This is a genomic window from Stenotrophomonas maltophilia group sp. Smal17 (genome assembly GCF_030237045.1).
GTDB classification, from domain to species: Bacteria; Pseudomonadota; Gammaproteobacteria; order Xanthomonadales; family Xanthomonadaceae; genus Stenotrophomonas; species Stenotrophomonas forensis.
The window spans coordinates 1-25440 of the sequence record NZ_JASJSU010000005.1 but is presented as its reverse complement, the minus strand read 5'-3'; the positions used below and the strand labels follow the sequence as shown (position 1 = coordinate 25440).

Annotated in this window: 28 protein-coding genes; 10 read left to right on the top strand and 18 right to left on the bottom strand. The window is 67.7% G+C overall.

Annotated features, from left to right (window positions below; all coding sequences use genetic code 11):
• Position 1 precedes the first annotated feature (1 nt).
• The 12 genes from QRO93_RS02860 to QRO93_RS02805 all read right to left on the bottom strand — a co-directional run bounded on the left by QRO93_RS02860 (position 2) and on the right by QRO93_RS02805 (position 7726).
• Positions 2-340, bottom strand: coding sequence for a GPW/gp25 family protein (locus QRO93_RS02860; protein ID WP_005408332.1), 339 nt, complete (start codon positions 338-340; stop codon positions 2-4).
• Between the two features lie 52 nt (positions 341-392).
• On the bottom strand, positions 393-983 hold the full coding sequence (locus QRO93_RS02855; RefSeq protein WP_164086083.1) for a phage baseplate assembly protein V: 591 nt from the start codon (positions 981-983) through the stop codon (positions 393-395).
• The gene (locus QRO93_RS02850; RefSeq protein WP_053448966.1) at positions 980-1531 is read right to left on the bottom strand and encodes a hypothetical protein; all 552 of its coding nucleotides are present in this window, start codon (positions 1529-1531) and stop codon (positions 980-982) included. Before QRO93_RS02850 ends, QRO93_RS02855 begins: the two co-directional genes overlap by 4 nt.
• Before the next feature lie 117 nt (positions 1532-1648).
• Entirely contained in the window at positions 1649-1909 is a 261-nt protein-coding gene (locus QRO93_RS02845; RefSeq protein ID WP_053448967.1) for a hypothetical protein, read from the bottom strand.
• On the bottom strand, positions 1893-2270 hold the full coding sequence (locus QRO93_RS02840; protein WP_180879680.1) for a hypothetical protein: 378 nt from the start codon (positions 2268-2270) through the stop codon (positions 1893-1895). The genes QRO93_RS02845 and QRO93_RS02840 overlap by 17 nt, the downstream gene beginning before the upstream one ends.
• Entirely contained in the window at positions 2267-2752 is a 486-nt protein-coding gene (locus QRO93_RS02835) for a glycoside hydrolase family 104 protein (RefSeq protein WP_180879678.1), read from the bottom strand. Before QRO93_RS02835 ends, QRO93_RS02840 begins: the two co-directional genes overlap by 4 nt.
• Entirely contained in the window at positions 2749-3099 is a 351-nt protein-coding gene (locus QRO93_RS02830; RefSeq protein WP_053448970.1) for a hypothetical protein, read from the bottom strand. Before QRO93_RS02830 ends, QRO93_RS02835 begins: the two co-directional genes overlap by 4 nt.
• On the bottom strand, positions 3096-3524 hold the full coding sequence (locus QRO93_RS02825; protein ID WP_238581855.1) for a Mor transcription activator family protein: 429 nt from the start codon (positions 3522-3524) through the stop codon (positions 3096-3098). The genes QRO93_RS02830 and QRO93_RS02825 overlap by 4 nt, the downstream gene beginning before the upstream one ends.
• 353 nt (positions 3525-3877) lie before the next feature.
• On the bottom strand, positions 3878-4261 hold the full coding sequence (locus QRO93_RS02820; RefSeq protein WP_053508617.1) for a hypothetical protein: 384 nt from the start codon (positions 4259-4261) through the stop codon (positions 3878-3880).
• A gap of 151 nt (positions 4262-4412) precedes the next feature.
• A complete protein-coding gene (locus QRO93_RS02815) occupies positions 4413-4964 on the bottom strand; it encodes a hypothetical protein (protein ID WP_180879676.1) in 552 nt (183 codons plus the stop codon).
• 41 nt (positions 4965-5005) lie between these two features.
• A complete protein-coding gene (locus QRO93_RS02810; RefSeq protein ID WP_053448974.1) occupies positions 5006-5233 on the bottom strand; it encodes a hypothetical protein in 228 nt (75 codons plus the stop codon).
• 156 nt (positions 5234-5389) lie between these two features.
• Complete coding sequence (locus tag QRO93_RS02805) at positions 5390-7726, bottom strand: VapE domain-containing protein (RefSeq protein ID WP_180879674.1); 2337 nt, start codon at positions 7724-7726, stop codon at positions 5390-5392.
• A gap of 480 nt (positions 7727-8206) precedes the next feature.
• Between QRO93_RS02805 and QRO93_RS02800 the strand changes: the two genes are divergently transcribed.
• The 5 genes from QRO93_RS02800 to QRO93_RS02780 all read left to right on the top strand — a co-directional run bounded on the left by QRO93_RS02800 (position 8207) and on the right by QRO93_RS02780 (position 13079).
• On the top strand, positions 8207-8431 hold the full coding sequence (locus QRO93_RS02800; protein WP_080374871.1) for a hypothetical protein: 225 nt from the start codon (positions 8207-8209) through the stop codon (positions 8429-8431).
• Between the two features lie 11 nt (positions 8432-8442).
• Positions 8443-8697, top strand: coding sequence for a hypothetical protein (locus tag QRO93_RS02795; protein WP_180879672.1), 255 nt, complete (start codon positions 8443-8445; stop codon positions 8695-8697).
• A gap of 211 nt (positions 8698-8908) precedes the next feature.
• On the top strand, positions 8909-9295 hold the full coding sequence (locus QRO93_RS02790) for a DUF2946 family protein (RefSeq protein WP_053448977.1): 387 nt from the start codon (positions 8909-8911) through the stop codon (positions 9293-9295).
• A 128-nt stretch (positions 9296-9423) separates the two neighbouring features.
• The gene (locus QRO93_RS02785; RefSeq protein ID WP_180879670.1) at positions 9424-11562 is read left to right on the top strand and encodes a TonB-dependent siderophore receptor; all 2139 of its coding nucleotides are present in this window, start codon (positions 9424-9426) and stop codon (positions 11560-11562) included.
• 11 nt (positions 11563-11573) lie between these two features.
• On the top strand, positions 11574-13079 hold the full coding sequence (locus tag QRO93_RS02780; RefSeq protein WP_180879669.1) for a PepSY domain-containing protein: 1506 nt from the start codon (positions 11574-11576) through the stop codon (positions 13077-13079).
• A 9-nt stretch (positions 13080-13088) separates the two neighbouring features.
• Here the strand turns inward: QRO93_RS02780 and QRO93_RS02775 are convergent, their stop codons facing one another.
• Both QRO93_RS02775 and QRO93_RS02770 read right to left on the bottom strand, forming a co-directional pair.
• Positions 13089-14222 carry an MFS transporter gene (locus tag QRO93_RS02775; protein ID WP_180879667.1) on the bottom strand — a complete coding sequence of 378 codons (1134 nt, stop codon included), beginning with the start codon at positions 14220-14222 and terminating at the stop codon, positions 13089-13091.
• Positions 14223-14233: 11 nt separating this feature from the next.
• Positions 14234-15010 (bottom strand): DeoR/GlpR family DNA-binding transcription regulator, encoded by a 777-nt coding sequence (locus QRO93_RS02770; RefSeq protein WP_180879665.1) that lies wholly within the window; start codon positions 15008-15010, stop codon positions 14234-14236.
• Positions 15011-15136: 126 nt separating this feature from the next.
• On the opposite strand from QRO93_RS02770, the gene smqnr reads away from it, so the two are divergent.
• Positions 15137-15784: a SmQnr family pentapeptide repeat protein gene (gene smqnr, locus QRO93_RS02765; RefSeq protein ID WP_053448982.1), complete on the top strand. Its 648-nt coding sequence runs from the start codon at positions 15137-15139 to the stop codon at positions 15782-15784.
• A gap of 15 nt (positions 15785-15799) precedes the next feature.
• On the opposite strand, the gene QRO93_RS02760 is transcribed toward smqnr, so the two are convergent.
• Positions 15800-16474, bottom strand: a complete 675-nt coding sequence (locus QRO93_RS02760) for a class I SAM-dependent methyltransferase (protein ID WP_180879664.1) — start codon at positions 16472-16474, stop codon at positions 15800-15802.
• A 78-nt stretch (positions 16475-16552) separates the two neighbouring features.
• Complete coding sequence (locus tag QRO93_RS02755; RefSeq protein ID WP_180879662.1) at positions 16553-17932, bottom strand: PLP-dependent aminotransferase family protein; 1380 nt, start codon at positions 17930-17932, stop codon at positions 16553-16555.
• 132 nt (positions 17933-18064) lie between these two features.
• On the opposite strand from QRO93_RS02755, the gene QRO93_RS02750 reads away from it, so the two are divergent.
• The 3 genes from QRO93_RS02750 to QRO93_RS02740 all read left to right on the top strand — a co-directional run bounded on the left by QRO93_RS02750 (position 18065) and on the right by QRO93_RS02740 (position 20883).
• The gene (locus QRO93_RS02750) at positions 18065-18928 is read left to right on the top strand and encodes a DMT family transporter (RefSeq protein ID WP_053451252.1); all 864 of its coding nucleotides are present in this window, start codon (positions 18065-18067) and stop codon (positions 18926-18928) included.
• A 201-nt stretch (positions 18929-19129) separates the two neighbouring features.
• Positions 19130-19966, top strand: a complete 837-nt coding sequence (locus QRO93_RS02745) for an SDR family oxidoreductase (RefSeq protein ID WP_285303940.1) — start codon at positions 19130-19132, stop codon at positions 19964-19966.
• 38 nt (positions 19967-20004) lie between these two features.
• Complete coding sequence (locus tag QRO93_RS02740) at positions 20005-20883, top strand: LysR family transcriptional regulator (protein ID WP_180879658.1); 879 nt, start codon at positions 20005-20007, stop codon at positions 20881-20883.
• Positions 20884-20896: 13 nt separating this feature from the next.
• On the opposite strand, the gene QRO93_RS02735 is transcribed toward QRO93_RS02740, so the two are convergent.
• Positions 20897-21796 (bottom strand): LysR substrate-binding domain-containing protein, encoded by a 900-nt coding sequence (locus tag QRO93_RS02735; RefSeq protein WP_053508672.1) that lies wholly within the window; start codon positions 21794-21796, stop codon positions 20897-20899.
• A gap of 106 nt (positions 21797-21902) precedes the next feature.
• On the opposite strand from QRO93_RS02735, the gene QRO93_RS02730 reads away from it, so the two are divergent.
• On the top strand, positions 21903-23420 hold the full coding sequence (locus QRO93_RS02730) for an MFS transporter (protein WP_180879656.1): 1518 nt from the start codon (positions 21903-21905) through the stop codon (positions 23418-23420).
• Here QRO93_RS02730 and QRO93_RS02725 read toward each other — a convergent pair.
• Positions 23404-25440, bottom strand: a 2037-nt coding sequence (locus tag QRO93_RS02725; protein ID WP_285303939.1) for a TonB-dependent siderophore receptor, incomplete at its 5' end; no start/stop codon positions are given. The genes QRO93_RS02730 and QRO93_RS02725 overlap by 17 nt on opposite strands.

Here is a 25440-nt window from a genome sequence, read left to right as displayed (position 1 = left end):
GTTAGCGAACCTCGATTCCTTCGATGGTGATGGCCTCGCCGTCCGGCAGGTGGATCCCGGTCACTGCCAGGATCATCACGCCGGGGGCGGGGAGGGAGACGTCGACGTTCTCGACGTGGAGCCGCGGTTCCCATCGCGCCAGGGCGTCGACGGTGGCGGCAATCAGGTCCATGCGCAGCGAGCGATTGGTGGGCGCATCGATCAGTTCAAACACGCGTGAGCCGTATTCGCGGCGCAGTACGCGGGAGCCAAGGGGCGTGGTGAGGATGTCACGCACGGACTGGTGCAGATGGGCCAGCCCATCCAGGGATTTGCCGGTGTTGGCGTCGATTCCTCGCATGGTCTCTATCGTCGTGGAGTGCAGGTTTTGAGGGCATTGCAGGCGTGGCCGGTCAGGCCTGGGCCGGCGTGGTCGGGGCGGTGGGGCCCTGCGCGGTGTGCTTGTGTGCCTTCAGGCCGATGGCGCCGGCCTTGATCTCCGCCGGGGTGCTGATGTCCTTGCCGGCGGTGATCGCACCTGTCACGTCCAGGTCGCCGGTGGCCTTGATCGACGGTGTATCGAGCAGCACCGATTCACTGGCGATCACCTGCGCGCTTGCACAGGTCACGATGACCTTGCCGCTGCCGACGTTGACGCTGAGCGTGGTGGTTTCCTGGTCGTACTCGACGATGCTGCCGTCGGCGTACTGGGTACGCTGCCGCAAGCGCGAGTCGGCTGGTGCGGCAAAGCGGTCCTGGTACAGGCTGCCCAGCACCAGCGCCTGGCCCGGGTCGCCATAGGGACAGGCCAGCACCACCTGCTCGCCCGGTTCGGGAGCACACCAGCTGCGCGCGCCCGGCCCGGCCCGTCGTTCCAGCCAGGGAATCCAGTCGGTGAGCATGCCGTCGGCATCGACGCGTACGCGCGCTGCGCCTTCGTCGAGCTCGCGCACGACGCCGATCATCAACAGGTTGCCGATCAGCCGTGCGTGCTCGGCGCTCATGGCGCGTGCTCCGGCAGTGGCTGGTAGCGTGGCTCATGGGCGCGGCCGATCTCGGGCGCGAAGCTGTAGAAGGCCTGCGGCACCACGCCGCCGGTGTCCTCCCACGCGTTGCTGCCCAGGGCGATCGGCAGCGACCACTCGACCACCCAGCTGCGGAGACCAGGCTGTGCCGTCGCAACGTCTTCGGGCAACGCGGCGATCACATCGATGGCGCCGCTGGCGGCCCCGGGGAAGCGGCCGAGCTGGTGCAGCCAGGTTGCCAGGGCGACGGCGGCATTGCGTACCTGCAGCGCTGCATCGGCATTGGCCGCTACGACAATGCGTGCCTCGAAGCGCAGCAGGGCGTGCAGCAGGCCGCTGCCGTCGCTGTTTTCCTTGTTGCGATCACAACGGGTCATGGCCAGCAGGCAGGCCGGCATGGGCATGTTGTCCGTGCTGGATTCCCGATAGAACGCAACGGTGGCAAGGCCCGGGAAGTGCGCGCGTATCGCGGTTTCGATGGCGCTGTGCAGCGCGTCGAGCGTCGGAGGTGGGGAATCGGTCGCCATGTCAGCTCATGCAGTGAATGGAAGGAGGGCAGGGCCGGTGCGGCCCATGCGGTCTGCAGCCAGTGTTGCCATCACCGGAGGTGGGCGGCACTGCAGGCGTGACCGCGAGCGGCGGGGTCAGGGCAGGGTCCTGCTGGCGCCGGCTGCAGTGCCGCAGCTGGCAGGCGCGACCGGCAACGCACCGTTGATGGTGAAACCGCGCTGGTTGCCAAGGCTGCACAACAGCGCCCGCAGCTGGTCGGCGAGTTCGTGGTATCGGCGCGCGACGGCGACGTGGTTGCGCAGCAGCGCATCGTCGTCGGCGCCCTGCAGGTCCGGCAGCTCAGGGGGTGTCTGCAACTGTGCCGGTGCGATGCTGAGGTCAACGTGGCAGGGCATGGCCGGCGTTGGCTTCGCGCCAGATGCGCACGAACTCAGCATCAGCGTCGCCGCGATCGCGGCCAGGAGTCTTGGCATGGGTGTCGATGTCCCGTTGCAGGGCGTTGAACTGCTGGGTGCGCTCGGCCTGTGTGGCCAGGCGCTGTGATTCGGCCCGGGCGCCGGCCCGGGCATTGGCGAGTTCCTGCTGATGTGCGGCCAGCGCCGTATCAGCGCGGGATGCCTGCTGCGCGGCCTGGGCGCTCGCAACGGCCAGGTCCGCGCTGCGGTCCCGCAGGGTCCACCCCAGCCAGGCGAAACCCGCATGACTGCCGACGAGCAGCAGCAGGCCGACGCGCAGCCTCAGCGCGAGCGGGGTCATCCCAGGGCTCCTCCTGCGGCGCGATAAGCCGCACGCAGCGTCTCCAGCGCGTGTTCCTTCTGCCCGTAACCTGCGCCGGGCAGCGATGCCCAGATGCGCCGTGCCGCGCCGACGGCGGCGTCGAAACGTCCCAGCCGGACCAGCTCGTAGGCACCGCATTGCTTGAGCAGGGCGACCGCGGCGCGATCCTGCGAGACCGGGCCGAAGTCGGGCAGGCCCAGGCGTGCGCGCAGGTCGTCCCAGGTACTGCGCAGGAACTGGTAGCGGCCGGCAGCGCTGGATTTGATGCCGTAGCGTGGCAGTGACACCAGGACGCGGGGATGGTCGCGGTAGGTTTCGAACAGCTGGCCGCCGACGATCACGTCGTAGCCGCGGTCACGTGAGCGCTGGCCGGGAATGTCGGTACCCTCGGACACCGCCAGCATGTCGAGGAACGCGGCCACGTTGGCACCGCCGAGGGCGCTGGCTGCGGCGGCGGTCATGCGGCCGCCTCCGGCTGCTTGCGCACCAGTGCCAGCAGCGCGTCTATCTGCACGCTCTGCTGGGCGATCTGTGCACGCAGGGCGTTGACCTCGCCACGCAGTTGCCCGATCTCCTGCGCCATCGCCTCGCGTTCGTGCATCAGGCCATCGGCACGGGTGCGCTCGGCGGCAAGTTGCTCCTGCAGGGTGCGCAGGGTGTTGCTGGTGGCTTCATCGGCGGTGCGGTCGACCTTGGCCGACGACAGCCATTGGCGCAGCCACAGCGACACCGCGATGAGTACGCCGGAGGTACCCCCCAGGTACTTGGCCCAGTCCGGCAGGCCGGCCAGCAGATCGCTCTCGTTCATGCGCGTGCGTATCCCTTCAGCAGGGCCGGGTGCACCGCCGGCGGTGGCGTGGAGCGGGCGCCACGCAGGGCGCGCTTGATGGTGGTCTGCGAGACGCCGAATTCCCGCGCGACGTGGTCGCGTGGCATGCCGCTGGCAACGGCATGTGCGATCTGTTCGCGGCGCTGATGCGCCCCGGCGGCGAAGCAGGACGCCAGGAACAGCAGCTCGCCACCGAAGTGCGCGACCAGCCGCTGGGCGACGTCGCGGCCGAGGATGTCGATCAGGCGATGCTGGTCGGGCAGGGTGGACGGAACGTAGACGATGACGCGGTGGCGGCCGGTGGTGCTGGAGGTGGTCGGCGGCCACGCACGCACCAGCGTGAGGGCCGCGGATTCGCCGATGACCTCGGCGAGGGTCTGGATGCTGTCGGGCAGGGCGTTCATGAGGGGTGTCGTCAGTGGCATTGATCTCCACTGTTGCCATCCCGTCCCCTCGGTCAACACCTTTCATCTACTTTCGATGCGATGTGCTGAAGGCATTCAATGAGCCTGAGCACAGGTGAGGAGTACGCTGCGGATGCCTGCAACGGTTGCTGCCGGGCGGCCATTGCTGCGGTTGTTTTCCGTAATCCTGTACTCGCTGTCCTCACCCCGGGGAAACAGAGGCAGGTCAAGGGAACGCGGTGGGGATGGGGTGAGGATGGCCCCCCGCGGCTCGTCCTCATGCATGGGCGCAGGCCCGGAAACGAAAAAGCCCCGGACGATGCCGGGGCTTCAGGACTGCAGGTGGGGCTGGGTCAAAGGTCGAACACCAGGTTGCCGCCGGTCTTGCGTGGGATGTAGCCGGCGTCGCGCAACCAGCGCGCCGCGTTGACCTGGTCCATGCGCTTGACCGGAAAGCGGTTGGCGAACATCAGGAAGCGCGCCACCGTGATCGATTCACCCTTGCCCTTCAGGGCGGCCAGGGTTTCGGTGAACCACGGTGCGGGCGGCTGCTGCCTGCCGGGGCGGGCCACGGTACGGGCCTGCGTCGTGCTGCCATCGCCCGCCTGGGTGCAGGCCTGCGAGCACAGCGAGATGAAGATCGCATCCAGGCTCACGATGTCCTTGCCACCCTTGGGCTGGGACTTGAACAATTCGATGGCCTTGAGGCGCGTCGACGCGAACTGTTCGACCTCCATGGGGTTTCCTCTCTGCGAAAATGATTGGGGGATGCAGGGTGACGACAGGTGTCGTCGGTGATGAGGCGACCTTACATCATTCTCGCCGATGATGGGCCACGACCTGCGCTCGGATGAGTGGGAAGAGAGATCACACGGCCCCGTGCCGCGTTCAGATCACGCCGCGCGACAGCAGCTGGTCCAGCGTCCTGCGCACCAGATCGGCCGGGGTGCCGTCATTGTTTACTTCGATGTCGACCAGGTGGTCCGGCAAGGCCTGTTCGCTGGCATGGCCCGGACGGCTGACGCGGATCACGACACCGCCACGGCGGCGGATCGCGCGGGCTTCATCGGCCAAGCGCACATCCGGCACCAGTCCGCCTGCAGGCAGGCGTGCGAACAACGAGCGCACCCGCAGCTCGGGGAGGTTGCAATCACACCCCGATCCGGTGCCGGCGCTCTGCATCAACTGCTGAGGGATGAGCTCAGCCAGCGCCCACAGCGGTGCCGCAAAGCTGTCGCAGGGCAGCGCCAGTGCAGAGGCCAGTCCATTGGCCAGGGCGTCCTTGCCCGCATGCTTGGCGCCGGCGATGCCGATGTAGAGCGGGCCCACCGCCTGCGGGGCAGGCCGCAGCGGCGTGCGGCCCAGGGCGGGGCCGGCACGGAATGCGGCCAGGGTGTCGGCGATCATGCGATGGCCACTGTCGAGGGAGGCGGGAATCATGCGGAATCTACTCCTGGAAGAAGGTGGCAGCCGGCGATGGGTCAGGAATCGCGACCGCCAGCACCGCGCGCGCGCAGCAGGCGTTGGGTGATGCGTCCCCCGCGGGCGGCGGCCGCGACAGGGTCAAAGCAGAGCATGGCGGTGCGGGTACGACGGCCAGCGGCAAGGTGGTCGCGGATGGTCCGTTCGGACAGCACCGGTACCCGCTGGTGGATCTGCCGCACGGTCAGCTGTTCGCCTTCGAAGGCATGCAGTTGGGGACGAGGCATGACGGAAGCGCTCCTGGAAGGTGGCGTGGCCGAGATAGGCATCTTGCCTTCACGGGCCGCCTTAGTCAACACCTTGCATCTACTTGTATCTCGGATCGTGCCGCCGGTGGTGGTCCCCGCCAATGCCCTTCTCGTGCACCCGGGGGGAACGTGGCTCTAGAACGGGCCTGCCGCCTGCTCGCCGAGGTTGAGCCTGCGCGGCGGCATCAGCCAGACCTTGGCCCGCTCCTTGCCGACCACGCGGGTGCGTACGCCATGGCGCTTGACCACATAGGCGGCCGCCTCGTTGACATCGCGGCGGTTCGGCTTGTCGATGCCTGCGGCAATGACGATCTCGGTGGCGCGGTAGTGTGCGTTCCAGTGCTCGGTCGGCAGCGACCAATCGAAGCGGCGGTCGATCAGTTCGGCAATCGGCGAGATCGGTTCGTGCTCGCTGTTGGTGGCATTCAGCGCATCCAGCTCCTCACCGGACAGGTGCCAGGTCTCGCCGTTGCGGTACAGCGCATGGGCCTCGGACCACACCTGCTGCATGTCGATGCGCGCCGGTTCGCCCAGTGCCACGGCATGCACGGTCCACCAGCGCGTGTTGCCGGTCGCGTCGCGCAGGAAGCGCTCGTCATTGACACTGGCAAACAGGATGGTCCGGCGCGCGTAGCGCGACTCGTTGCGCGCGTATGGACGGCGGATCTCATCATGGCTGCGCGAGATGAACGATTTCAGCGCGGCGATATCGGTGCGGCGGAAGGTGGCATCCACTTCACCCAGTTCGACGATCCACTTGGAGATGACCTGCTTGACGCTGTCCTTGTTGGCCGGATCGAGCACCACGCCGTCGGCGATCAGCTGCAGTTCCGGCGGTGCCAGCTGCCGGGCCCAGCGTGTCTTGCCCAGATTCTGCTTCGAGACGAACGTCAGCACACCCCGCGCCACCACGCCATCCGGTTCAAAGGCCGCCGCCACGCCGGAGACCAGCCAGCGTCGCATCAGTACTTCCTTCAGGATGCGCCCGTCGGCCATGCGGGTGGGCTGCGCTTCCTGCACCGTATCGAAGAAGGCCTGCAGGCGGGACTGGCCATCCCACGGGCGTGAGGTGATCCAGCTGGCGACCGGATTGTAGGGGTTGGCTTCGGCCACCTGGCACAGGTTGGTTTCGAAGCTGGCGGTGGTCATGCCAGCGCGGTGCATGCAGTCCATCACTTCACCGGCAGCCACTTCCTTGGCATTGTCCACCGTGCTCTGCAGGCCCGGCACCAGGATCTCCAGGTCCTTGCGGATGACGTTGTAGCGCACGGTCACGCCGGTGCGCCGGCACAGTTCGGCCAGATTGCGCGCTGTGGGCAATGGGCGGCCGCGCGTGCTGGTATCGGGAAAGGGCGTGAAGGCATCGAATGCGGACAGGTTGCCAGGCACCTGATAGCTCGCGCTGGCTGCCGAAGGTGCGACGTCGCCGGCCGTGTCATCTTCCACCACGGCGGCTGGCGGTGGCAGGAGCTGGGCGCGGACCGTCTCCAGCCCTTCGCGCAGATGCAGGTCGTTGAAGTCGGTGGGGCGGTCACTGTCACCGTGCACCGCGGAGAACTCGGGCCATGCCACGCGTGCATCGATCTCCGCAGCGGCGCGCGTTGCCTGGGTGACGCCGGGATTGTCCACGGGTTGCCGGGTCCATTGATCGTTGTCCGCGCAGAGCACGAACACACCATCGGGCACGGCGCCGCGCCAGGCACGGGCGACTGCGGCGAGGTTGCCGGCATCCCAGGCGACCACCACGCACCAACCGGTGGCCTGATGGATGGAGGCGGCGGTGGCATAGCCCTCGGCGATGGCGATCGGCTGTGCAGCGAGCGGTTTGCCGATGACATGGAAACACCCCTGTTTGCGGCCACCGGACAGGAAGTCCTTGTCGCGTCCCAGTGCGGGTTCCATGCGCGGAAAGATCGCCTGCAGCGAAACGATCCGACCGGCAGCGTTCATCACCGGCACCAGCAGCGTGTTGTCGATGTGGCGGAAGACCAGGCCGTCGCTGTTGCGTACCGGCCACGGCGCCACGCGCAGGCCATGCGCAGGGATGCCCTTGCGCACCAGATAGGGATGGCTGCCGTCCGCCGGTACGGCGCGGTTCCACAGGACGTTGGCGGCCTTGGCGGCGGCCTCCTCGCGCTCGCGCTGCTGCTGCTCGCGTTCGGCACGGGCCGCCTCCTGGCGGTGGCGGATGGCGCGCTGTTCGGCGGCGCTGAGCGTGCCGGGTGACTTCGCGCACCAGGCATGACGGGTGCCGGTGCGCCAGCTGCCGAACTCGCCTGCCGGCACCTGGTCGCCGAACAATACGGCCCACCCATTGCGTGTGCCGGGGCGATCACCCTGCACATGGAAGCGCACCAGTGTGCCGTCGGCATTGAGTGCCTCGCGGCCGCGTGCGTCCGGCACGATGCCGTGTGCGTGCATGACCTGCAGGAACGCAGGAACGACGTCCTGCGCTGGGTGCGATGTGTGCATTCGGCGAAGCCCCTTGAAGCGTGGTCCGGTTCACCGCAGCCTGTCGATGCGCAGCGTGATTCATGCCGGGCGCAGTGCACGTGGCGACCGGCCGACGCGGCAGGGTCAGCCGCAGAGGGGAGGCGGTGATGCGGCCATGGTGTCGGAATGACCTCTCTTTTGCAACACCTTACGACACCTTGCATCCCTGATCCCGACAGTGCGGCCGGGTGTCATGAGGATCTGCGATGACTTTCGCAGATTGTCGCTTCTGCGGCGGCGTGTCGCAGTTGGCGAGAACCGTTTTTCCGATGATGCCGTTGCCGTCAGATACGGCCTTCCGACTCGCCTTCCGCCCTTCCGGGCGCCCATGCACAAGGAGCCTGCATGCCTGAAATCCACTGCAACCACAAACGCCGAACCAATGCCGGGAGCGACTCATCCAACGCCGTTGATGCGTTCTCAATCGGTGCGACTACCCCCCGATAAAATACAGCCTGCATGACGGACACCATCGACGAAGCGCAGGAACTGGAAGCGCGCCATCTGCAACACGCATTGGCCCAGCACGCAACGCGGGCCCGCACTGTTGCCCCTCTCACGCCCATTGGGGAATGCCACAACCCGGACTGCAGCGAAGACTTCGACAACGATCCGGCCAGGCTGTTCTGTGGGCCTGCCTGTGCCGAGCGCTACGAAGCCATCCATCAACACCGCAACGCATAGGAACAGGGGACATGTCTCTGAACAGCAACGACGCTGGCTTCACCGAACGCATCGCCGCAGTGTCGGCCGAGCTCGCCGTGCTGGTGAGCCTGGTGGAGAACCACGTCCATCTGCAGTTGGCCGATCTGGCCGATTCGGGTGACGTGGATGCGCAGGAGCGATTCGCGGTCGCCGATCCGGAGCGCTGGTTGGAGAACGCCCGCAACAGCCTGCAGGCGGGCGTGATGTTCCTGGAACGCGCGGTGCGGCAGCCCGCCCGGTTCTAGCGTTGCCGCGTGGGGGCGGAAGGGGCCGGTGTGGTCGCCTTCCGTCCCCACCGGAGTACTCGGCGCGCTGCACAGCGGGGGCTGCGTCATAACGTCGCACCGCCTGTGCAGCAACCCTGAACTTGGTCCAAGGTTGGGCGGGGCCCCGTAGAATGGCCGCGTGCGCCGTTCTGTTCTCCACCGCCGGTTCCTGGCCCTGGCATGGCTTGCCATGCTGCTGGTGCTGCTCGCCCCGCTGGTGAGCCGCTGGCTGGCGCATGGCCACGTTGCGGCCAGCGCAACGGTGTTGGCGATGGACCACAGCCTGCACGCACAGCATGCGATGGACGGCCACCACGACCATCATGCGATGGCGATGCCGCACGGCGAAGCGGCACCGAAGCCTGCTGCCGACCCCCATGCCGATCATGAGATGGGCGTGGACTGCGATTACTGCCTGATCGCCGCACGGATGATCACCCTGCTGGTGGCAGCGTTGCTGCTGCTGGCACCGATGACGCCGGTCTGCCGTGCGTTGCGCGGGGCGGTGCAGGCCCTGCCGCAACGGATCAGCGGCACCCTGGGAGCGCGTGGGCCACCGGTCCTCAGGGCCGCCTGAGCCGCACGCGCGCTGCAGTGATCTTCCTGCCATGAGGCTGTCGGCCACGGCCGGTGCCCGCACGCGCGTGCCTATCCCTTTCTGATTGCTGCCCTGCAATGCGGGGTGGCCTTGCATGCCGTGACCCAATGAAAACCAACCCCAACTCCGCGTGCCTGCGCCGGGCGCTGCTGCCTGCGCTGTGTGCCTGGCTTCTGCAGGCGGCGCCTGCCCTTGCCGCCGATACGGCGCCTCCCACCACGCTGGATACCGTGCGCGTGGTGGATGCCCGCAGCGGCGAGCTGTCCTCCTCCGCCAGCGCCGGTTCCGCGCTGGGCCTGAGCGTGCTGCAGACGCCGGCCGCGCTCACCGTCATCAGCCGCGACCAGCTGGAGCAGCGCGGCGATACCAACCTCAATGATGCGATCAGCCGCGCAGGTGCGATCAGCGCCATGCCGCATCCCGGCAACGGGCTGAGTGCGCTGTCCAGCCGTGGTTTCACCGATGGGGCGTCGGTGATGCGGTTGTATGACGGGCTGCGCCAGTACGGGGGCGTGGGCATCACCTTCCCGTTCGATACCTGGTCGATCGAGCGCATCGAAGTGCTGCGTGGGCCGGCCTCGGTGATCCATGGCGACGGCGCGATCGGCGGGGTCATCAACATCGTGCCGAAGAAGCCCTCGCGCGGCGCCATCGAGAACGAAGTCAGCGTGACCGTCGGCAGCGAGGACACCGCACGCCTTGGATTCGGCAGCGGCGGCGCGCTGACTCCGGCGCTGGCGTACCGGCTGGACATGAGTGGCAATTACAGCGCGGGGTGGGTCGACCGCGGGCGCAACAGCGACGCCACCTTCTCCGGTGCGCTGCTGTGGCAGCCGCGCAATGACCTGCAGCTGACCCTCACCCATGCGCAGGGCCAGCAGAGGCCGATGCGCTACTTCGGCACGCCGTTGATCGACGGTCGCCAGCTGGACGCGCTGCGCCACCGCAACTTCAACGTGGAAGACAGCCAGATCCGCTTCCGTGACCGCTGGACCCAGCTCGACGCGCTGTGGACGCCCACCGCGAACGTGGAGTGGCGCACCCGCGTCTACCAGATCGACAGCCAGCGCGACTGGCGCAACGCCGAGGCCTATGTCTACAACCCACGCACCGGCCTGGTTGATCGGTCCGGCAACACCCGGATCACCCACAACCAGGACCAGACCGGGTTGACCTCGACGCTGCGCGTGCAGGGTGAGGTGGGCGGCCTGGCGAACAGTTTCGCGGTGGGACTGGATGCCAACCGTGCGCACTTCAAGCACACCAACAACACCTATGCCGGCAGTTCGGGTCCGGTCGATCCGTTCCATCCGGTGCCCGGCACGTTCGTCAGCGATGCGCCGAACCTGCCGCGCTACCGCAACCGCGCCGAGCAGTATGCGCTGTTCGTGGAAGACCGGCTGGCACTGGGTGAGCGCTGGTCGGTGCTGGGTGGGCTGCGCCACGATCGTGCCGACATTGATCGTACCGATCTGATAAGCGGCCAGCGTGCGTTCTCGAAGACCTACAGCAGCACCGGGTGGCGCGCGGGCACGGTGTTTGCGCTGCGCCCGACGCTGAGCCTGTACGCGCAGTATTCGCAGGCAGCGGACCCGGTCAGCGGCCTGCTGATGATCAGCCCGGCCAACGGGGCGTTCGACCTGGCCAAGGGCCGGCAGTTCGAGGTGGGCATGAAGCAGGCCTTCGACGGTGGCGAGTGGACGCTGGCCGCCTACCGCATCCGCAAGACCGGTCTGCTCAGCCGCGACCCGCTGCAGCCTGACCGCCGCGTGCAGATCGGCGCGCAGACTTCGCGTGGCATCGAGGCTTCGTTGAACTGGAACTTCGCGCCGCAGTGGTCGCTCGATGCCAACGCGACGGTGCTGAAGGCCGAGTTCGAGGACTTCCTGGAAACCGCGGGGACGCCGCCGGTGCTGGTCTCTCGCGACGGCAATGTGCCGCCGAATGTGGCCGAACGCCTGGCCAATGTGTGGTTGAGCTGGCAGTTCCTGCCCGACTGGACCCTGGCCGGTGGCGCGCGCTACGTCGGCAAGCGCTACGCCGACAACGCCAACACGCTGGAACTGCCGGGCTACAGCACCACCGACCTGGCACTGACCTGGCAGGCCGCGCCGCGGACGCGGCTGACTGCACGCATGTTCAATGTGTTCGACAAGGCGTACTACGCCACCGCGTACTACACCAGTACACAGTGGTTGTTGGGTGCGGACCGGCGCGTCGAATTCACTGTCGATCATCGCTTCTGAGGGCAAGGGCCATGTCGCTGCGTTCCACCGCCAAGCGCTGGACCTACCTGGTGCATCGCTGGCTGGGCATCGGAGGATGCCTGTTGATGTTGCTGTGGTTCGTCAGCGGCATGGTGATGCTGTTCATCGGCTATCCAAAGCTGACACCCGGTGAGCGCCTGGCGGCGCTGCCGCTACTGGGTGATGCCGTCGATTGGCGAGGGCTGTCGGCGCTGCCAGGCGCTGTACAGGCCGAGCCGGAAGCGGTGGCGCTGACCACGCTGCGTGGCGAACCCACCTATGTGGTGCGCAGCGGCAGCAACGTCGGCGCGTGGTCGGCGCGGACAGGCCAGGCGCTGCTGCCAGTGTCGGCACAGCAAGCTGAAGCGTCGGCCGCGCAGTTCGCCGGCGGGCAGGCGTTCGTCGGCGCAATGCGTGTGGATGAGGATCGCTGGACGCACTCGCGCGCGCTGGATGCGCATCGGCCGCTGTACCGGGTGGAGGTGGGCGGTACCCAACCTGGGGACCTCTACGTGTCCTCGCACACGGGCGAGGTGGTGCTGGATGCACCGCATGCGCAGCAGCGCTGGAACTATGTGGGCGCATGGCTGCACTGGCTGTATTTCCTGCGCATGCAATCGGTGGATCCTGTATGGACGTGGGTGGTGATCGTGCTGTCCGCGCTGTGCACCGTGGCGGCGATCAGCGGCAACGTGGTTGGCCTGTGGCGCTGGCGTTTCCGCGGGCACTACCGCTCCGGCGCGAAGACGCCGTATGTCGAACCCTGGATGCGCTGGCACCACCTGATCGGGTTGGTCGCTGCTGCCTTCGTGTTCACCTGGATCTTCAGCGGCTTGATGTCGATGAATCCGCTGGGCGTGTTCAGCGGCACCCGCAATGCGATCAATGCCGACCGTTACCGCGGAGACAGGGTGGCGGTGGATGGGGCGCTGGCCGAACCGTCGGCGTTGCTGGCGGTGGCTGGCGACGCGCGTTTCCGGCCGGTGGAAATCCAGTGGCGTCGAATCGGAGGTGAGCTGTTCGCGCTGTTGCTGGACGGGCAGGGCGAGACCCGCATCGTGTCCAGTGTGGACGGGCGACTCCAGGTCGCGCGCCAGTTGCCTGCTGCGCGCCTGCAGCAGCAGGCAGGCCTGATGTCGGATGCGCCGCTGCAGGCCTTCCGCGTCCTGCAGTCGCCTGATGCCTACTTCTATCCGCGCGCACCCGAGGCGATGAACGGTGCGGCCGTGCGCCGCTTTCCGGTGGCGGTTGCCGACTTCGATGATGCCGAGGCGACGCGTGTCTACCTCGACCTGGGCAGCGGTGACCCGCTGTTGACGATGGGGCACCGCGAGCGGGTGGGGCGCTGGCTGTTCTACTTCCTGCACAGCTGGGACCTGCCGGCGATGCTGCGGCAGGACGTCACCCGGCTGGGGGTGTTGCTGCTGCTGAGCACGGCAGGCACCGCGCTGTGCGCGACCGCTACCGTGATCGGCTATCGGCGCGTGCGGATGAAGGTGCGGCGTCGGCGGCGCTGATGCGTCGGGTCACACCCGCAGCCAGCGGGTGGACATCGCCACCAGCAACAGGGCCGTCGCCACGCCGATGAACGCGGCGACCAGGCCGAAGTGATTGGCGGCGAAGCCGATCAGCGCCGGGCCGGCGAGGATGCCGGCAAAGCCAAGCGTGGACACCGCCGTAATCGCCAGTGCACCCGGCATGCGGGTCTGGTGGCCGGCCAGCGAGAACAGGGCCGGTGCGATGTTGGCGCAGCCCAGACCCACCAGCACATAGCCGAGCAGGGATGCCTGCCAGGGCGTGACCAGGGTCAGCACCAGCACGCCGCTGGCGGCGAGCAGGGCGCCGAACACGATCGCGCGCTGGCGACCGACGCGTGCCACCAGCGCATCGCCGAACAGGCGCGCGACGGTCATGGTCAGGGTGAAGGTCACATAGCCGATGCCGGCAAGGCTGGCGTCGACACGACGTACGTCGCTGAGGAACACCGCGCTCCAGTCCAGCATCGCGCCTTCGCCAAGGAAGGCGATGAACGCCAGAACGCCGATGAACAGCACCACGCCGTGCGGCATCGCCAGCATCGGCGTGTCATGCGGCATGCGCTCGCGGTGCCAGTACGACGCCGACAACAGCATCACCAGCAGCATGGCGCCTACGCCGATCAGCACCGACGCCAACGGTGGCAGCCGTGCCGAAAGCAGTACGGTCATGGCGGCCGCACCAAGGAAACCGCCGATGCTGAAGAAGGCATGGAAGCCGGACATCATCACGCGCCGGGCTTCGCGCTCGACGATCACCGCCTGCACGTTCATCGTGCAGTCCATCGCCCCCACCGCGGCACCGAACACGAACAACACCAGTCCCAGCAGCCAGGCCGTGTCGGCCAACACCAGCCCTGGCACGCTGAGGCAGATCAGCAACGTGCTGGCCACCATCACCCGACGGCAGCCCAGGCGCGCGGCGAGCACGCCGGACAGCGGCATCGCCAGCAGCGAACCGGCACCCAGGCAGAGCAGCACCAGGCCCAGCGTGGCATCGTTGATGTCCGTGCGTGACTTGGCGAACGGCACCAGCGTGGCCCACAACGCGGTGGCGAAGCCGGGAATGAAGAATGCAGCGCGGGTCGCGTGCTGTTCGGCACGCGCGCGGTTGGCAATAGGCATGGGTGGTTCGGTCAGGGCAGGGTGGGATGCACTGTGATGCCGGCGGCACGGAAGCGGGCGGCCAGTGCGGGAGGCGCCGACGTGGTCAGCACCAGATCGTCGATCTCGTCGAGGCTGGCGATCTGCCAGTTGCCGCGCGCGCCGAGCTTTTCAGTGGTGGCAGCGACGATGACGCGGCTGCTGCACGCCACCATTGCGCGCTTCAGCGTGGCTTCTTCCGAATCCATCGCCCACACGCCGGTGTCGCCGTCCACAGCGCACGGACCCGGCAGGTACACATCGGCCCGCAGGCGCTGCACCTGGGCCAGCGCTTCGGCACCGACCGCGCCGCCACCGCTGGCCAGGCGGCCGCCGATCAGCTGCACGGCGATGCCTTCGTGATAGCTGGCGGCCGTAGCAATCTGCGGAGCATTGGTGATCACCGTCAGCCCGAGCGCGGCGGGCAGCTGCTGGGCGATGGCCAGGTTGGTCGACCCGGCATCAAGCAGTATCACTTGGCCCGGTTGCAGCAGGGCGCAAACGCGAGCGGCCAGTTCGGCCTTGTCGCCCCGGTCATGGGTCAATCGCTCACGCAGCGGGCGTTCCTTCGGCGGCGGCAGCACCGCCCCCCCGTAGACACGCTGGCACAGGCCCTGGGTGGCCAGTTCGCGCAGGTCGCGGCGGATCGAATCTTCAGAGACGGCATAGCGGCGCGCCAGGTCGGCGGCCACCACACGGCCCTGCTGGCGCAGTTCCTCAAGGATCTGCTGGGGGCGCTGGGCGGGAAGGGGGCTGGGATCGGAGCTCATGCCGGGAATCATGCATTACTGTGCATGAACGTGCAACATCAGGCACCGCGTTCCGCGGCGCTGGCGGGGTTGGGAATACGGCGCTTGCCCGGCATCATGGCCGCGCTCCCTGGCATGGAATCCCTGATGTCCCCCACCATTCACCACAAGCTGCGCATCGGCGCCGACCAGTACACCGGCCAGAAAGTGGTCGACCAGCAGTTCCAGCAATGCGATTTTTCCGGCGCGGACCTGACCGCGACCGAGTTCATCAACTGTAGTTTCTACGACGCCGACAGCCGCAGCGGTTGCCGCTTCAACGGCGCCACGCTGAAGGAAGCCAGCTTCCGTGGCTGCGACATCAGCATGTGCCACTTCAACTTCATCAAGGCGCTGGGCCTGGAGATCAGCGAATGCCGCGCGCAGGGCGCGGATTTCAGCAATGCCAGCTTCATGAACCAGATCACCACGCGCAGCGGGTTCTGCAGCGGCTTCATCAAGAAGTCGAACCTGCGCTACGCGAACTTCTCGCGGGTGACGCTGGAGAAGTGCGAACTGTGGGAGAACCGCTGGGACGGCGCCAATGTGAGCGGCGCCAGTTTCGCCGGCTCGGACCTGTCCGGTGGCCAGTTCGAGGGCATCGACTGGAACAGCGCCAATTTCACCGATTGCGACCTGACCAATTCCGAGTTGGGTGAGCTTGACGTGCGCAGCACCAACCTGCGCGGCGCGACATTGGACGTGCAGCAGGTGGCGCTGTTGATGCAGCGCATCGGCATCACCGTGGTGCCGTGATCCGGTCCGGATGCATCACGTCGCGTACGCCACCCAGCCCTTGAAGCTGAAGCCCGCATAGAACAGCTCCACGTCGTCGAAGCCGGCTTCCTGCAGCAGCGCGACCTCCTGTTCGGGCGGCAGCAGCGGCAGCCGCTCGGCAATGGCTTCGATCGCGCGCTGTGCATCCACGCGCGCAACGCCAGAGGCTTCGGCAAACGCCGCGTAGCGCTGCAGCCAGAGCAGCTTGCCGGCCGGATCCTGCGGCACGCTGTGATGGGCGACCACCAGGGGTGCACCCGTGCGCAGTCGCTTGTGCAGTTCGCGCAGCGTATGCAGGCGTTGCGTGGCGTCGAGGAAGTGCAGGGTCAGCAGGCAGCTGGCGCCGTCGAAGCGCACGTCCGGGGCATCGTCAATGTAGCCTTCCAGCAGCTCAACGCGTGCGTTCAACGGGCCCAGCGTCTGCTCGGCCAGGGCCAGCATCGGTGCGGCCGGGTCCACGCCCAGCAGCTGCCAGCCCGGTTGTGCCTCGGCAAAGGCTTTCAGCTCCAGGCCGCCACCGGCGCCCAGCACCAGCACGCGCCCCTGCACGGGGACCCGTTCGGCCAGCAGCAGGCGACTCATCTGCTGCAGGGCGAGGTAGCCCGGCACCTGGCGCAACGGGCCCTCGGCATAGCGGGCCACGGCCTGCGGATCGGAGAACGACGACATGCGTGCATTCCTGCAACGGGGAACTACCACTGTACCGTGGCACGCAAGTGCCGGGGCCGCAGGGCACCGGCATCGCGCTCAGCGCAAGGCCTGCGCCAACACCTGCCAGATGCGCGGGTCCTGGCATTGCGAGACATTGAAGCGCAGGTAGTCGGCCGCACGCTGCGACTGGCTGAAGGCGTTGCCCGGTGCCAGCACGATTCCCTGGCGCAGGCAGTGCCGCGCCAGGGCCGCAGCGTCGCGGCCGTCGGGCAGCTGGCACCACAGGAACAGGCCGGCTTCGGGCTGCAGCCACGGGGTGATACCCAGCGCGTGCAGTTTCCGCAGCGCATGCCGGCGTGCATCGGCCAGGCGCGAACGTACTGACTGCATGTGGCGACGATAACCACTGTCGGTCAGCGCGATGTGCATCAGCTGCATCGCCAGATGGCCGCCGCCGAAGCTGGTTGCCAGCTTCAGGTCGGTCAGCGCGTCGATCCAGTCGTGGCGCGCCGCGATATAGCCGCAGCGTGAGGCCGCCGACAGCGTCTTGGAAAAACTGCCGACGTGGATCACCCGCGACAGACCATCCAGCGCGGCAAGCCGGGGGGCGGGATGCAGCTCGAAGTCGGCGAAGATGTCGTCCTCGACGATGACCAGTTCGCTGTGCTCGGCCAGGCCCAGCAGGCGGTGAGCGGTGCTGGCGGAAAGCACGGCGCCGGTCGGGTTGTGCAGGCCCGAATTGGTGATGTACAGCCGCGGCGAATGTGCCTGCAGCGCCTGCGCAAACGCATCAAGGTCCGGCCCGGTGTGGGTGTACGGCACGCCTACGGCCTGCACCTGGTGTGCCTTCAGCAGCGCGTGGTAGTTGAAGTAGCTGGGGTCATCCACCAGCACGCAGTCGCCGGGCTTGAGCAGGAAGCGGCAGATCAGGTCGACCGCGTGCGTGCCCGATTCGGTCAGCAGGATCTGTTCCATCGGCGCGTCGATGCCCAGTGCAGCAGCGCGCCGCTGCAGCAACTGGCGCAATGCGGGCAGGCCGAGCGGGCCGGCGTAGTCGACCAGCTGCGATGCATCGACACGTGCCAGCCGGCGCAGGCCACGACGCATGCCGTCCTGGTACAGCCAGTCGCTGGGCATCCAGCCGCAGCCCGGCTTGAGGTGGCCCGCGGGCGTTTCCAGCGATTGCCTCGATACCCACAGCGGGTCCACCACGCGATCCAGCCGCGGCTCCATCGCGGCCAGCGCCAGCGGTGCGGCCGGGCCACTGACGTAGAAGCCAGAGCCCGCGCGCGCGCTGATCACGCCTTCGGCCGCCAGGCGCTCGTAAGCCTCGACCACGGTGGAGACCGATACGCCCATCGCTGCCGCCTGCGCCCGCACCGACGGCAGGCGGGAACCGGGGCCATCCACGCGCGCGCTGATGCGGGTGCGGACGGTCTGGATGACTGATTCGATGCGGGTGAGCGGACGCGACATGGCGGGACTGTAGTGGAAGTGTGGGCAGTACAGTTACTTGCGACTGTACTGGATTGTAGCTGGGGTGACCCGGCGATGGATGTTCCCATGCAGGTTCCGCCGGGCGATGCGTGGCATGACAGGAATACAGGCGTGGAACGGTCAGCGAGCGGTTGGATCAATGGCTTCATCGGTGTGGTGATCTTCGCCGGCTCGTTGCCGGCCACCCGCTTGGCGGTGCTTGAACTGGACGCCGGGTTCGTCACCGCCGCACGCGCCACCATCGCCGCAGTGCTTGGCCTTGGCCTGTTGCTGCTGTTGCGCCAGCCCTGGCCGCGGCGCAGTGACCTGCCGGGGCTGGTGGTGGTCAGCCTCGGTGTGGTGGTCGGCTTCCCGCTGCTGACCGCGCTGGCGCTGCGCCATGCGTCATCGGCGCACACCATCGTGTTCGTCGGCCTGCTGCCACTGAGTACCGCGCTGTTCGGGGTGCTGCGCGGCGGCGAGCGGCCGCGCCCCGCCTTCTGGTTGTTCTCGCTGCTGGGCAGCGCCTGCGTGGTCGGCTACGCGATGCGCAATGGCATCGAGGCCTCGCTGCAGGCTGACCTGCTGATGCTGGCCGCGATCCTTGCCTGCGGGCTCGGCTATGCCGAAGGCGGCCGGCTGGCCCGCCATCTCGGCGGCTGGCAGGTGATCAGCTGGGCGCTGCTGCTGGCGTTGCCGGTGATGCTGCCACTGAGCGTGGTGATGCGCCCGGCCTCGTTCGCCGCGGTGGGCGCGCCTGCGTGGTGGGCACTGGGCTACGTGGCGGTGTTCAGCATGCTGGTCGGCTTCCTGTTCTGGTACCGCGGGCTGGCGCAGGGTGGAATCGCCGCGGTCGGCCAGTTGCAGCTGCTGCAGCCATTCTTCGGCCTGGCGTTGGCGGCGCTGTTGCTGCACGAATCGGTCAGCGCCGGCATGGTGCTGGTAACGCTGGGCGCGGTGGTCTGCGTGGCCGGCGCGCGCCGCTTCAGCCGCTAGAAAAAGGGGACGGAGGGGATTAAGTCGCTATTGCCCCTTGTGTGCCGGAAGCGACTTAATCCCCTCCGTCCCCTTTTCTGGTGATAGCGCGAGCATATCGTGGCGTGTGGTCAACGGTATTGGCCGGTGCCCCCGCCCGTGGTTGAAGCTGTGCGGATGCAACCTGTTTCGCGAATTTCCTTTGAAGGCCAAGTGGGGCTGGTGACCGGTGCCGCCGGTGGACTGGGCCTGGCCTACAGTCGCCTGCTGGCCGAGCGTGGTGCGCACGTGGTGATGCACGACGTCGGTGCCGGCACCAATGGTCGTGGCACCGATCCGCTGCGCATCCAGCACAGTGCCGACGCGTTGCGGGCGCGTGGGCTATCGGTGCAGGCCGTCAGTGATCCCATCGATCATCGTGCCGGTTGCCACGCGCTGGTGCAGGATCTGCTGCAGCAGCATGGCCACATCGACTTCCTGATCCACAACGCTGGCTGGGTGGAGTACCAGGCGTTGGAAGCCATCGAAGACGATGCGATGGAGCGGATGCTGTGCCTGGCCGCGAAGACGCCCCTGTGGTTGGCACAGGCAATGTGGCCGGCAATGCGCGCGGCGGGTGGTGGCCGCATCGTCATCACCACCTCCGATCGCGCGCTGTATCCGCAGTACGCACAGCGCGGCCTTTCCGCCTATGCGATGGGCAAGCTGGCCGCGCTCGGCCTGGTCAATGTGCTGGCACTGGAAGATGCCGGGCACGGCATCGTGGTCAATGCGGTTTCGCCGGTGGCCAAGACGCGGATGTGGGGCATCGACGGCGAGCCGGACGAGCTGCATCCGGAGGCAGTCGCGCACGGCGTGGCCTTTCTGGCATCGACGCGCTGCCAGGACGGCGGGTGGGTACTGCGTGCAAGCAATGGCCAGTTCCATGCATTGCGCCTGCAGGAAGCGGAACACGTTGCATATCCGCGCGATCTGCGCGCGGTCAGCGCCGACAGCATCGAGTCGGTGGCCCTGCAGTGGCCGGCCATCGCCCGCGCCAGTGTGGACGTGCGCAGCTGAGGGCGTACCCTAGCCGGGTTCCCACCGCCTGCATCGAGATGATCGACCTGCGCCTGCTTCGCCAGTTCGTGGCCGTGGCCGAAGAACTGCACTTCCACCGCGCGGCCGCCCGCCTGCACATGTCGCAACCACCGCTGACGGCGGCAATACGACGACTGGAAGACGAACTGGGCAGTGAGCTGATCGTGCGTGGCAACCGTACCCTGGGCCTGACCGTGGCCGGGCACACCTTGCTGGTGGAAGCGCGCGCGACGCTGCAGCAGGCCGAACAGGCGCTGCAGCGCACCCGTGAAGCCGCCGCAGGGCAGAGCGGCAGCCTGCAGGTGGGCTATGTCGGCAGCGCGTTGTACGGTCGGTTGCCTGGTTTGATCCGCCGTTTCCGCCAGCAGTATCCACAGGTGCGGCTGCATCTGCAGGAGGCGACCTCACGCCAGCAGCAGCTGTGGTTGAGAGAGCAGCGCATCGACGTGGGGGTGTTGATTCCACCGATTCCTGCCGCCGAACTACAGTTGCACGACTTCGACCACGACCATCTGGCGATTGCGCTGCCGCGTGCGCATGCATTGGCCGCATTGCCCGAAGTGAGCGTGGCGATGCTGGCCGATGAACCCTTCGTGTCGTGGCCGGCGGGTGAGGGCATCGGTTTCCACGCACAGGTGCTGGGCCTGTGCACCACTGCAGGATTCACTCCGCGCGTGGTGCAGGAGGCGCAGGGCATGCATGCAGTGCTGTCGCTGGTGGCGGTGGATGCCGGCGTGGCAATCGTACCGGCCAGCATGAGCAGTTTCCGTCCGCAGGAGATCGTCTACCGGACGGTGGCCGGCGATGCAGCGCGCTTCGCCCTGCAGCTGTGCGTGCGCCCGGAGCAACCTTCGCCGGTGCTGTGCAATTTCCTGGACGCCGCGAACGCGAGCTGATCCTTCCGGCCGCCTATGCGTGTTCGCCCTGGAACAGATGCGCCACGGCGTAGTCGATGAATACCCGCAGGCGCGCGCTGGGGTGGCGTCCACCCGGCCATAGCAGCGAGAACTGCCCCTGGTGCGTGGGCAGCGCAGGCAGCACCTGTTGCAGGCGGCCATCGTCCAGCGCGTCAGCGGCAAGGAAGTCAGGCATCCAGGCCAGGCCCATGCAACCAATCGCAGCGGCCAGCACGGCTTCCATGTTGTTGCAGGTCATCGCCGTCGGCAGGCCCGCTCCGGCATCGCCTTCGACGCCCGGCAGTTGCCACGGATGCAGCTTTCCGGTGGTCGGGTAACGGAAGCGCAGCGCCGCATGCATGCGCAGCTCGCTCACATCACCGGGCGTACCGTGCGCCTGCAGATAACCCGGCGCCGCACAGAGGATAAAACGAAACCCGCCCAGCCGCCGCGCGGTCAGGCTGGAATCGGCCAGCGCACCGCTGCGTATCACTGCGTCGAGGCCTTCGCTGACCACATCGACGATGCGGTCATTGAAATCCAGTTCCAGCTGCACCTGCGGATAGCGCTGCTGGAACCCGGGCAGCACCGGCAGCAGGAAGCGATAGCCGATGGTCGGCAGCCCGATGCGCAGCAGCCCACTGGGCGCGTGCTGTCGCTGCGCCAGGTCCGCCTGTGCTTCGGAAAGCTCGTCCAGGGCACGCCGGCAGCGTTGCAGGAGCAGATCGCCCTCATCGGTGAGGTGTACGCGGCGGGTGGTGCGATGGAACAGGCGCGTGCCCAGGTCCTGCTCGAGGCGGGCGATGCGCTTGCCCACCGCCGACGCGGACAGGCCGAGAACGCGGGCGGCACCGACGATGCTGCCTGCCTCCGCAGTGCGGACGAAGGCGAGCAGGGCAGAGATGGAATCCATGCCGGCATGATTGCGGAACATCAGGCCGCAATCAACGTCCATCGAGCCAGTTTTTCATCAATAACGGCCTCTCCATCATCGATGCCCCTGATGGATGGAGGCCCGCATGGCCCCGGTTTCGATGCTCCCCTTGCCTGTCCGTGCGCAGCAGCGCTGGACGCTGCTTGCCGTCTGCCTGGCCGCGCTGGCGTTGCCGTTGTCCTTCTCGGCCGGCGCGGTCGCGGTGCCGGTGCTGGCCCGTTCCGCGGCGGCCTCACCCACTGCGCTGGCCTGGGTGACCAATGCGTTCATGCTCACCTTCGGCAGCCTCTTGCTTGCTGCCGGCGGCCTGGCCGACCGCTATGGCCGGCGCCGGCTGTTCCTGCTGGGCACGGTCGGGTTCACCGCCGCTACAGCCGTCGTCTGCCTTGCGCCCACGCTGCTGTGGCTGGACCTGGCGCGCGGGCTGCAGGGCGTTGCCGCTGCAGCAGCGCTGGCGTCCGGCACCGCCGCATTGGCGCAGGCCTGGCAGGGACCGGCGCGCGCCCGCGTCTTTGCCCTGCTGGGCACGACATTCGGTGCAGGGTTGGCACTGGGGCCGCTGCTTGCCGGCCTTCTGCTGCAGGCACTGGGGTGGCGCAGCGTGTTCGCGGCGGGTGGCGTGCTGGCGTTGGCGGCCTTCGTGCTGGGCGCGCGCGTGTTGCCTGAAAGTCACGGCGAGCGCGGACACCTGGACCTCGGCGGCATGCTCGGCTTCAGCCTGATGCTGGCAGCGTTGACCCTGGCCCTGCTGTGGCTGGGCGAATTCGGGCTGCATGCCCTGCGCGTGCAGCTGGCGCTGCTGGCGACGCTGCTGTTGGGCGGGGTGTTCGTCTGCATCGAACGGGTGCACCGCTCACCGCTGCTGGACCTCTCACTGTTCTCGCAGCCGGCGTTCCTCGGTGTCCAGCTGCTGCCGGTGGCCACCTGCTTCGGCTACGTGGTGCTGCTGGTGGTACTGCCGCTGCAGTTGTTGGGCGTGCATGGGCAAAGCGCGGCCGCGGTCGGATTGCAGATGCTGGCCCTGTCCGCACCGATGCTGGTACTGCCGATGCTGGCCGCGCGCTGGGCCGAGCGCATCGGAAGTGCGCGGTTGTGCACGCTCGGCTTGCTGGTCTGTGCCACCGGCCTGTACCTGCTGTCGCGCCACGCGTCGCACCCGTCGCCCTCGCAGTGGGTGCCGTTGCTGATGCTGATCGGTGCCGGAACGGCCTTGCCGTGGGGCCTGATGGATGGGCTGTCGGTCAGCGTGGTGCCGGTGCAGCGTGCAGGCATGGCCGCCGGCATCTTCGGAACGGTGCGGGTGGCCGGCGAAGGCATTGCGTTGGCCGCAGTGACTGCCTTGCTTGCGCTGCTGATCGGCCAGCGGCTGCAGGGCGCGTCGCCCGCGTCGCTGGCCAGGGCCGGGGCCTATCTGGCCACCGGTGCGCATGCACAGGCGCAGGCGCTGCTTCCGGCGATGCGCGGCGCACACCTGCAGCAGGCCAGTGCCGAAGCGCTGGCGATACTGCTGCGGGTGCTGGCGTTGCTGACCGCCGCCTGTGCCGTGCTGCTGCACGTACTGCTGCGGCGGCCAGCGTTGGCCGTGATCAGAACCGATAGGTGATGGTGCCGGTGACCACCCGCGGGTAGCCGGCGAAGCAGTCACCGAAGGTACGGCACGGTGCGTAGTAGCGCTTGTCGGTGAGGTTGGTGATGTTCAACGCCATCGTCCAGTCGGTCACCTGCACTTCCACCAGGGCATCGGCCAGCGTGTAGCTGGGGGTGATGATGCGCCCGCCATTGCCCAGCGACACGGTATTGCCGACATGGCGCACGCCCAGGCCCAGGCGCAGGCGTGCGCCGTCCTCCAGCGTGAATCCCTTCGAGACCCAGGCCGAGGCCAGGTCCTGCGGGGTGTCGTTGAGGCGCTGGCCCACTTCCAATGCGAAGTTGCTGCGGCTGACTTCGGCCTCGTTGCGCGCAACGGCGGCGGTGATCGTCAGCTCGTTGGCGAACTGGAACTGGCCCTCCAGCTCGACGCCCTTGGAGCGGATCTGCCCGGTCTGCACCACGTTCAGCACGTTGTCCGGGTCGTTGGTCTGCCGGTTGGTTTCGGTGATGCGGTACGCGGCCATCGTCAGCAGCAGGTTGCGCGCGGGTTGCCACTTGATGCCGGCCTCGGTCTGGCGGCCGCGCATCGGCTTGAAGGCCTGGCCGAACAGGTCCTGGCCGGCAACCGGCAGGAACGATTCGCTGTAGCTCAGGTAGGGCGATACCCCGGCGCCCAGTTCGCCGATCAGGCCGGCGCGATAGGTGGTGGCGTTGTCGGTCTGGCTGGGCTGGCCGTCGGTCTTCGAGCGTGCATGGTCGCGTCGTGCGCCCAGCACCAGTGAAACACGGTCGGCCCAGCGGATCTGATCCTGCAGGTAGAGGCCGAGCTGGGTGGAGGTCTGGTCTGGCTGGCGCTCCCAGCCACGCACTGTCGGTGCCACCGATACCAGGGCGTAGATGTCGATCGGCGTGCCGGTCGCATCCAGGCGCTGCAGCTGCTCCCGGTACTGGCTGTAGTCGACGCCGGCCAGCAGCAGGTGCTGGAAGGCACCCGTGGCGAAGTCGAACTGCAGGGCGTTGTCGGCACTGAAGATCTGCACGTCGGGGCGGGTGCCGTAGGCGGTGCGGTTGACCACGCGACGTCCGGCATCAATGAAGGGATCGGCCGGGTTGCTGTAGCTGTCCACGTACATCTGCTGCAGCGTCGTTTTGCCATCGATGTAGCGCATGGCCGAGCGCAGGCTGAGCACGTCGTTGAAGCGGTGGTCGAACAGCGCGGTGAGGCTGTAGACACGCGAGTCGATGCGGTCGAAGTCAGGGTCACCGATGAACGTGGAGGGATCGAGGCGGCGCCCGGGGGGCGCCAGCAGCGTCGCCGCCAGCGGCAGGAACTGCTGGCTGGAGCCGGTCCTGTCGTGCTGGTAGCTGGCCAGCAGGCTGAAGGTGCTGCGTTCGCCGCGCCAGCTGATCGAAGGCGCAAGGTAGACACGGTCGTCCTTGAGCGTATCGGTCTGCATGTTCGACTCACGCACCAGGCCGACGAAGCGCCCGGCCACCGTGCCGGCCTCGTTCAACGCACCGCCGATGTCGCCCTGAAGCTGCCTGCGGTCGAAGCTGCCAAGCTGCACGCCTACCTCGCCCGCCACGTTGCCGAACGTCGGGCGCTTGCTCATCGCATTGATGATGCCGCCGGTGGCGCCTGCGCCGTACAGCACCGACGAAGGACCGCGCAGCACTTCCACACGCTCCAGGCCATAGATTTCCGGCCGCGCCAACGGACTGAACCCGTAGCTGCGGCGGAGGCCATCCTGGTACTGCACCGGATCCAGCCCGCGTACCGAGGTGGCATCGTTGCGGGTGTCCAGGCCCCACGCGTCGGCGGTGACGCCGGCGCTGTAGCGCAGCACTTCCTGCAGGTTGTGCGCGCCGCGATCGGTGAACAGCTGCTGGGTGACCACGCTGATCGCCTGTGGCGTCTGGGTCAGGGCGGTGTCGGTCTTGGTCGCGGTGCTGGCACGCTCGGCCACCACGCTGACGCGGTCCAGGGTGCGGGGAGTCGGCGCGTCGTCGGCCAGTGCGGCGTGTGCGACGAG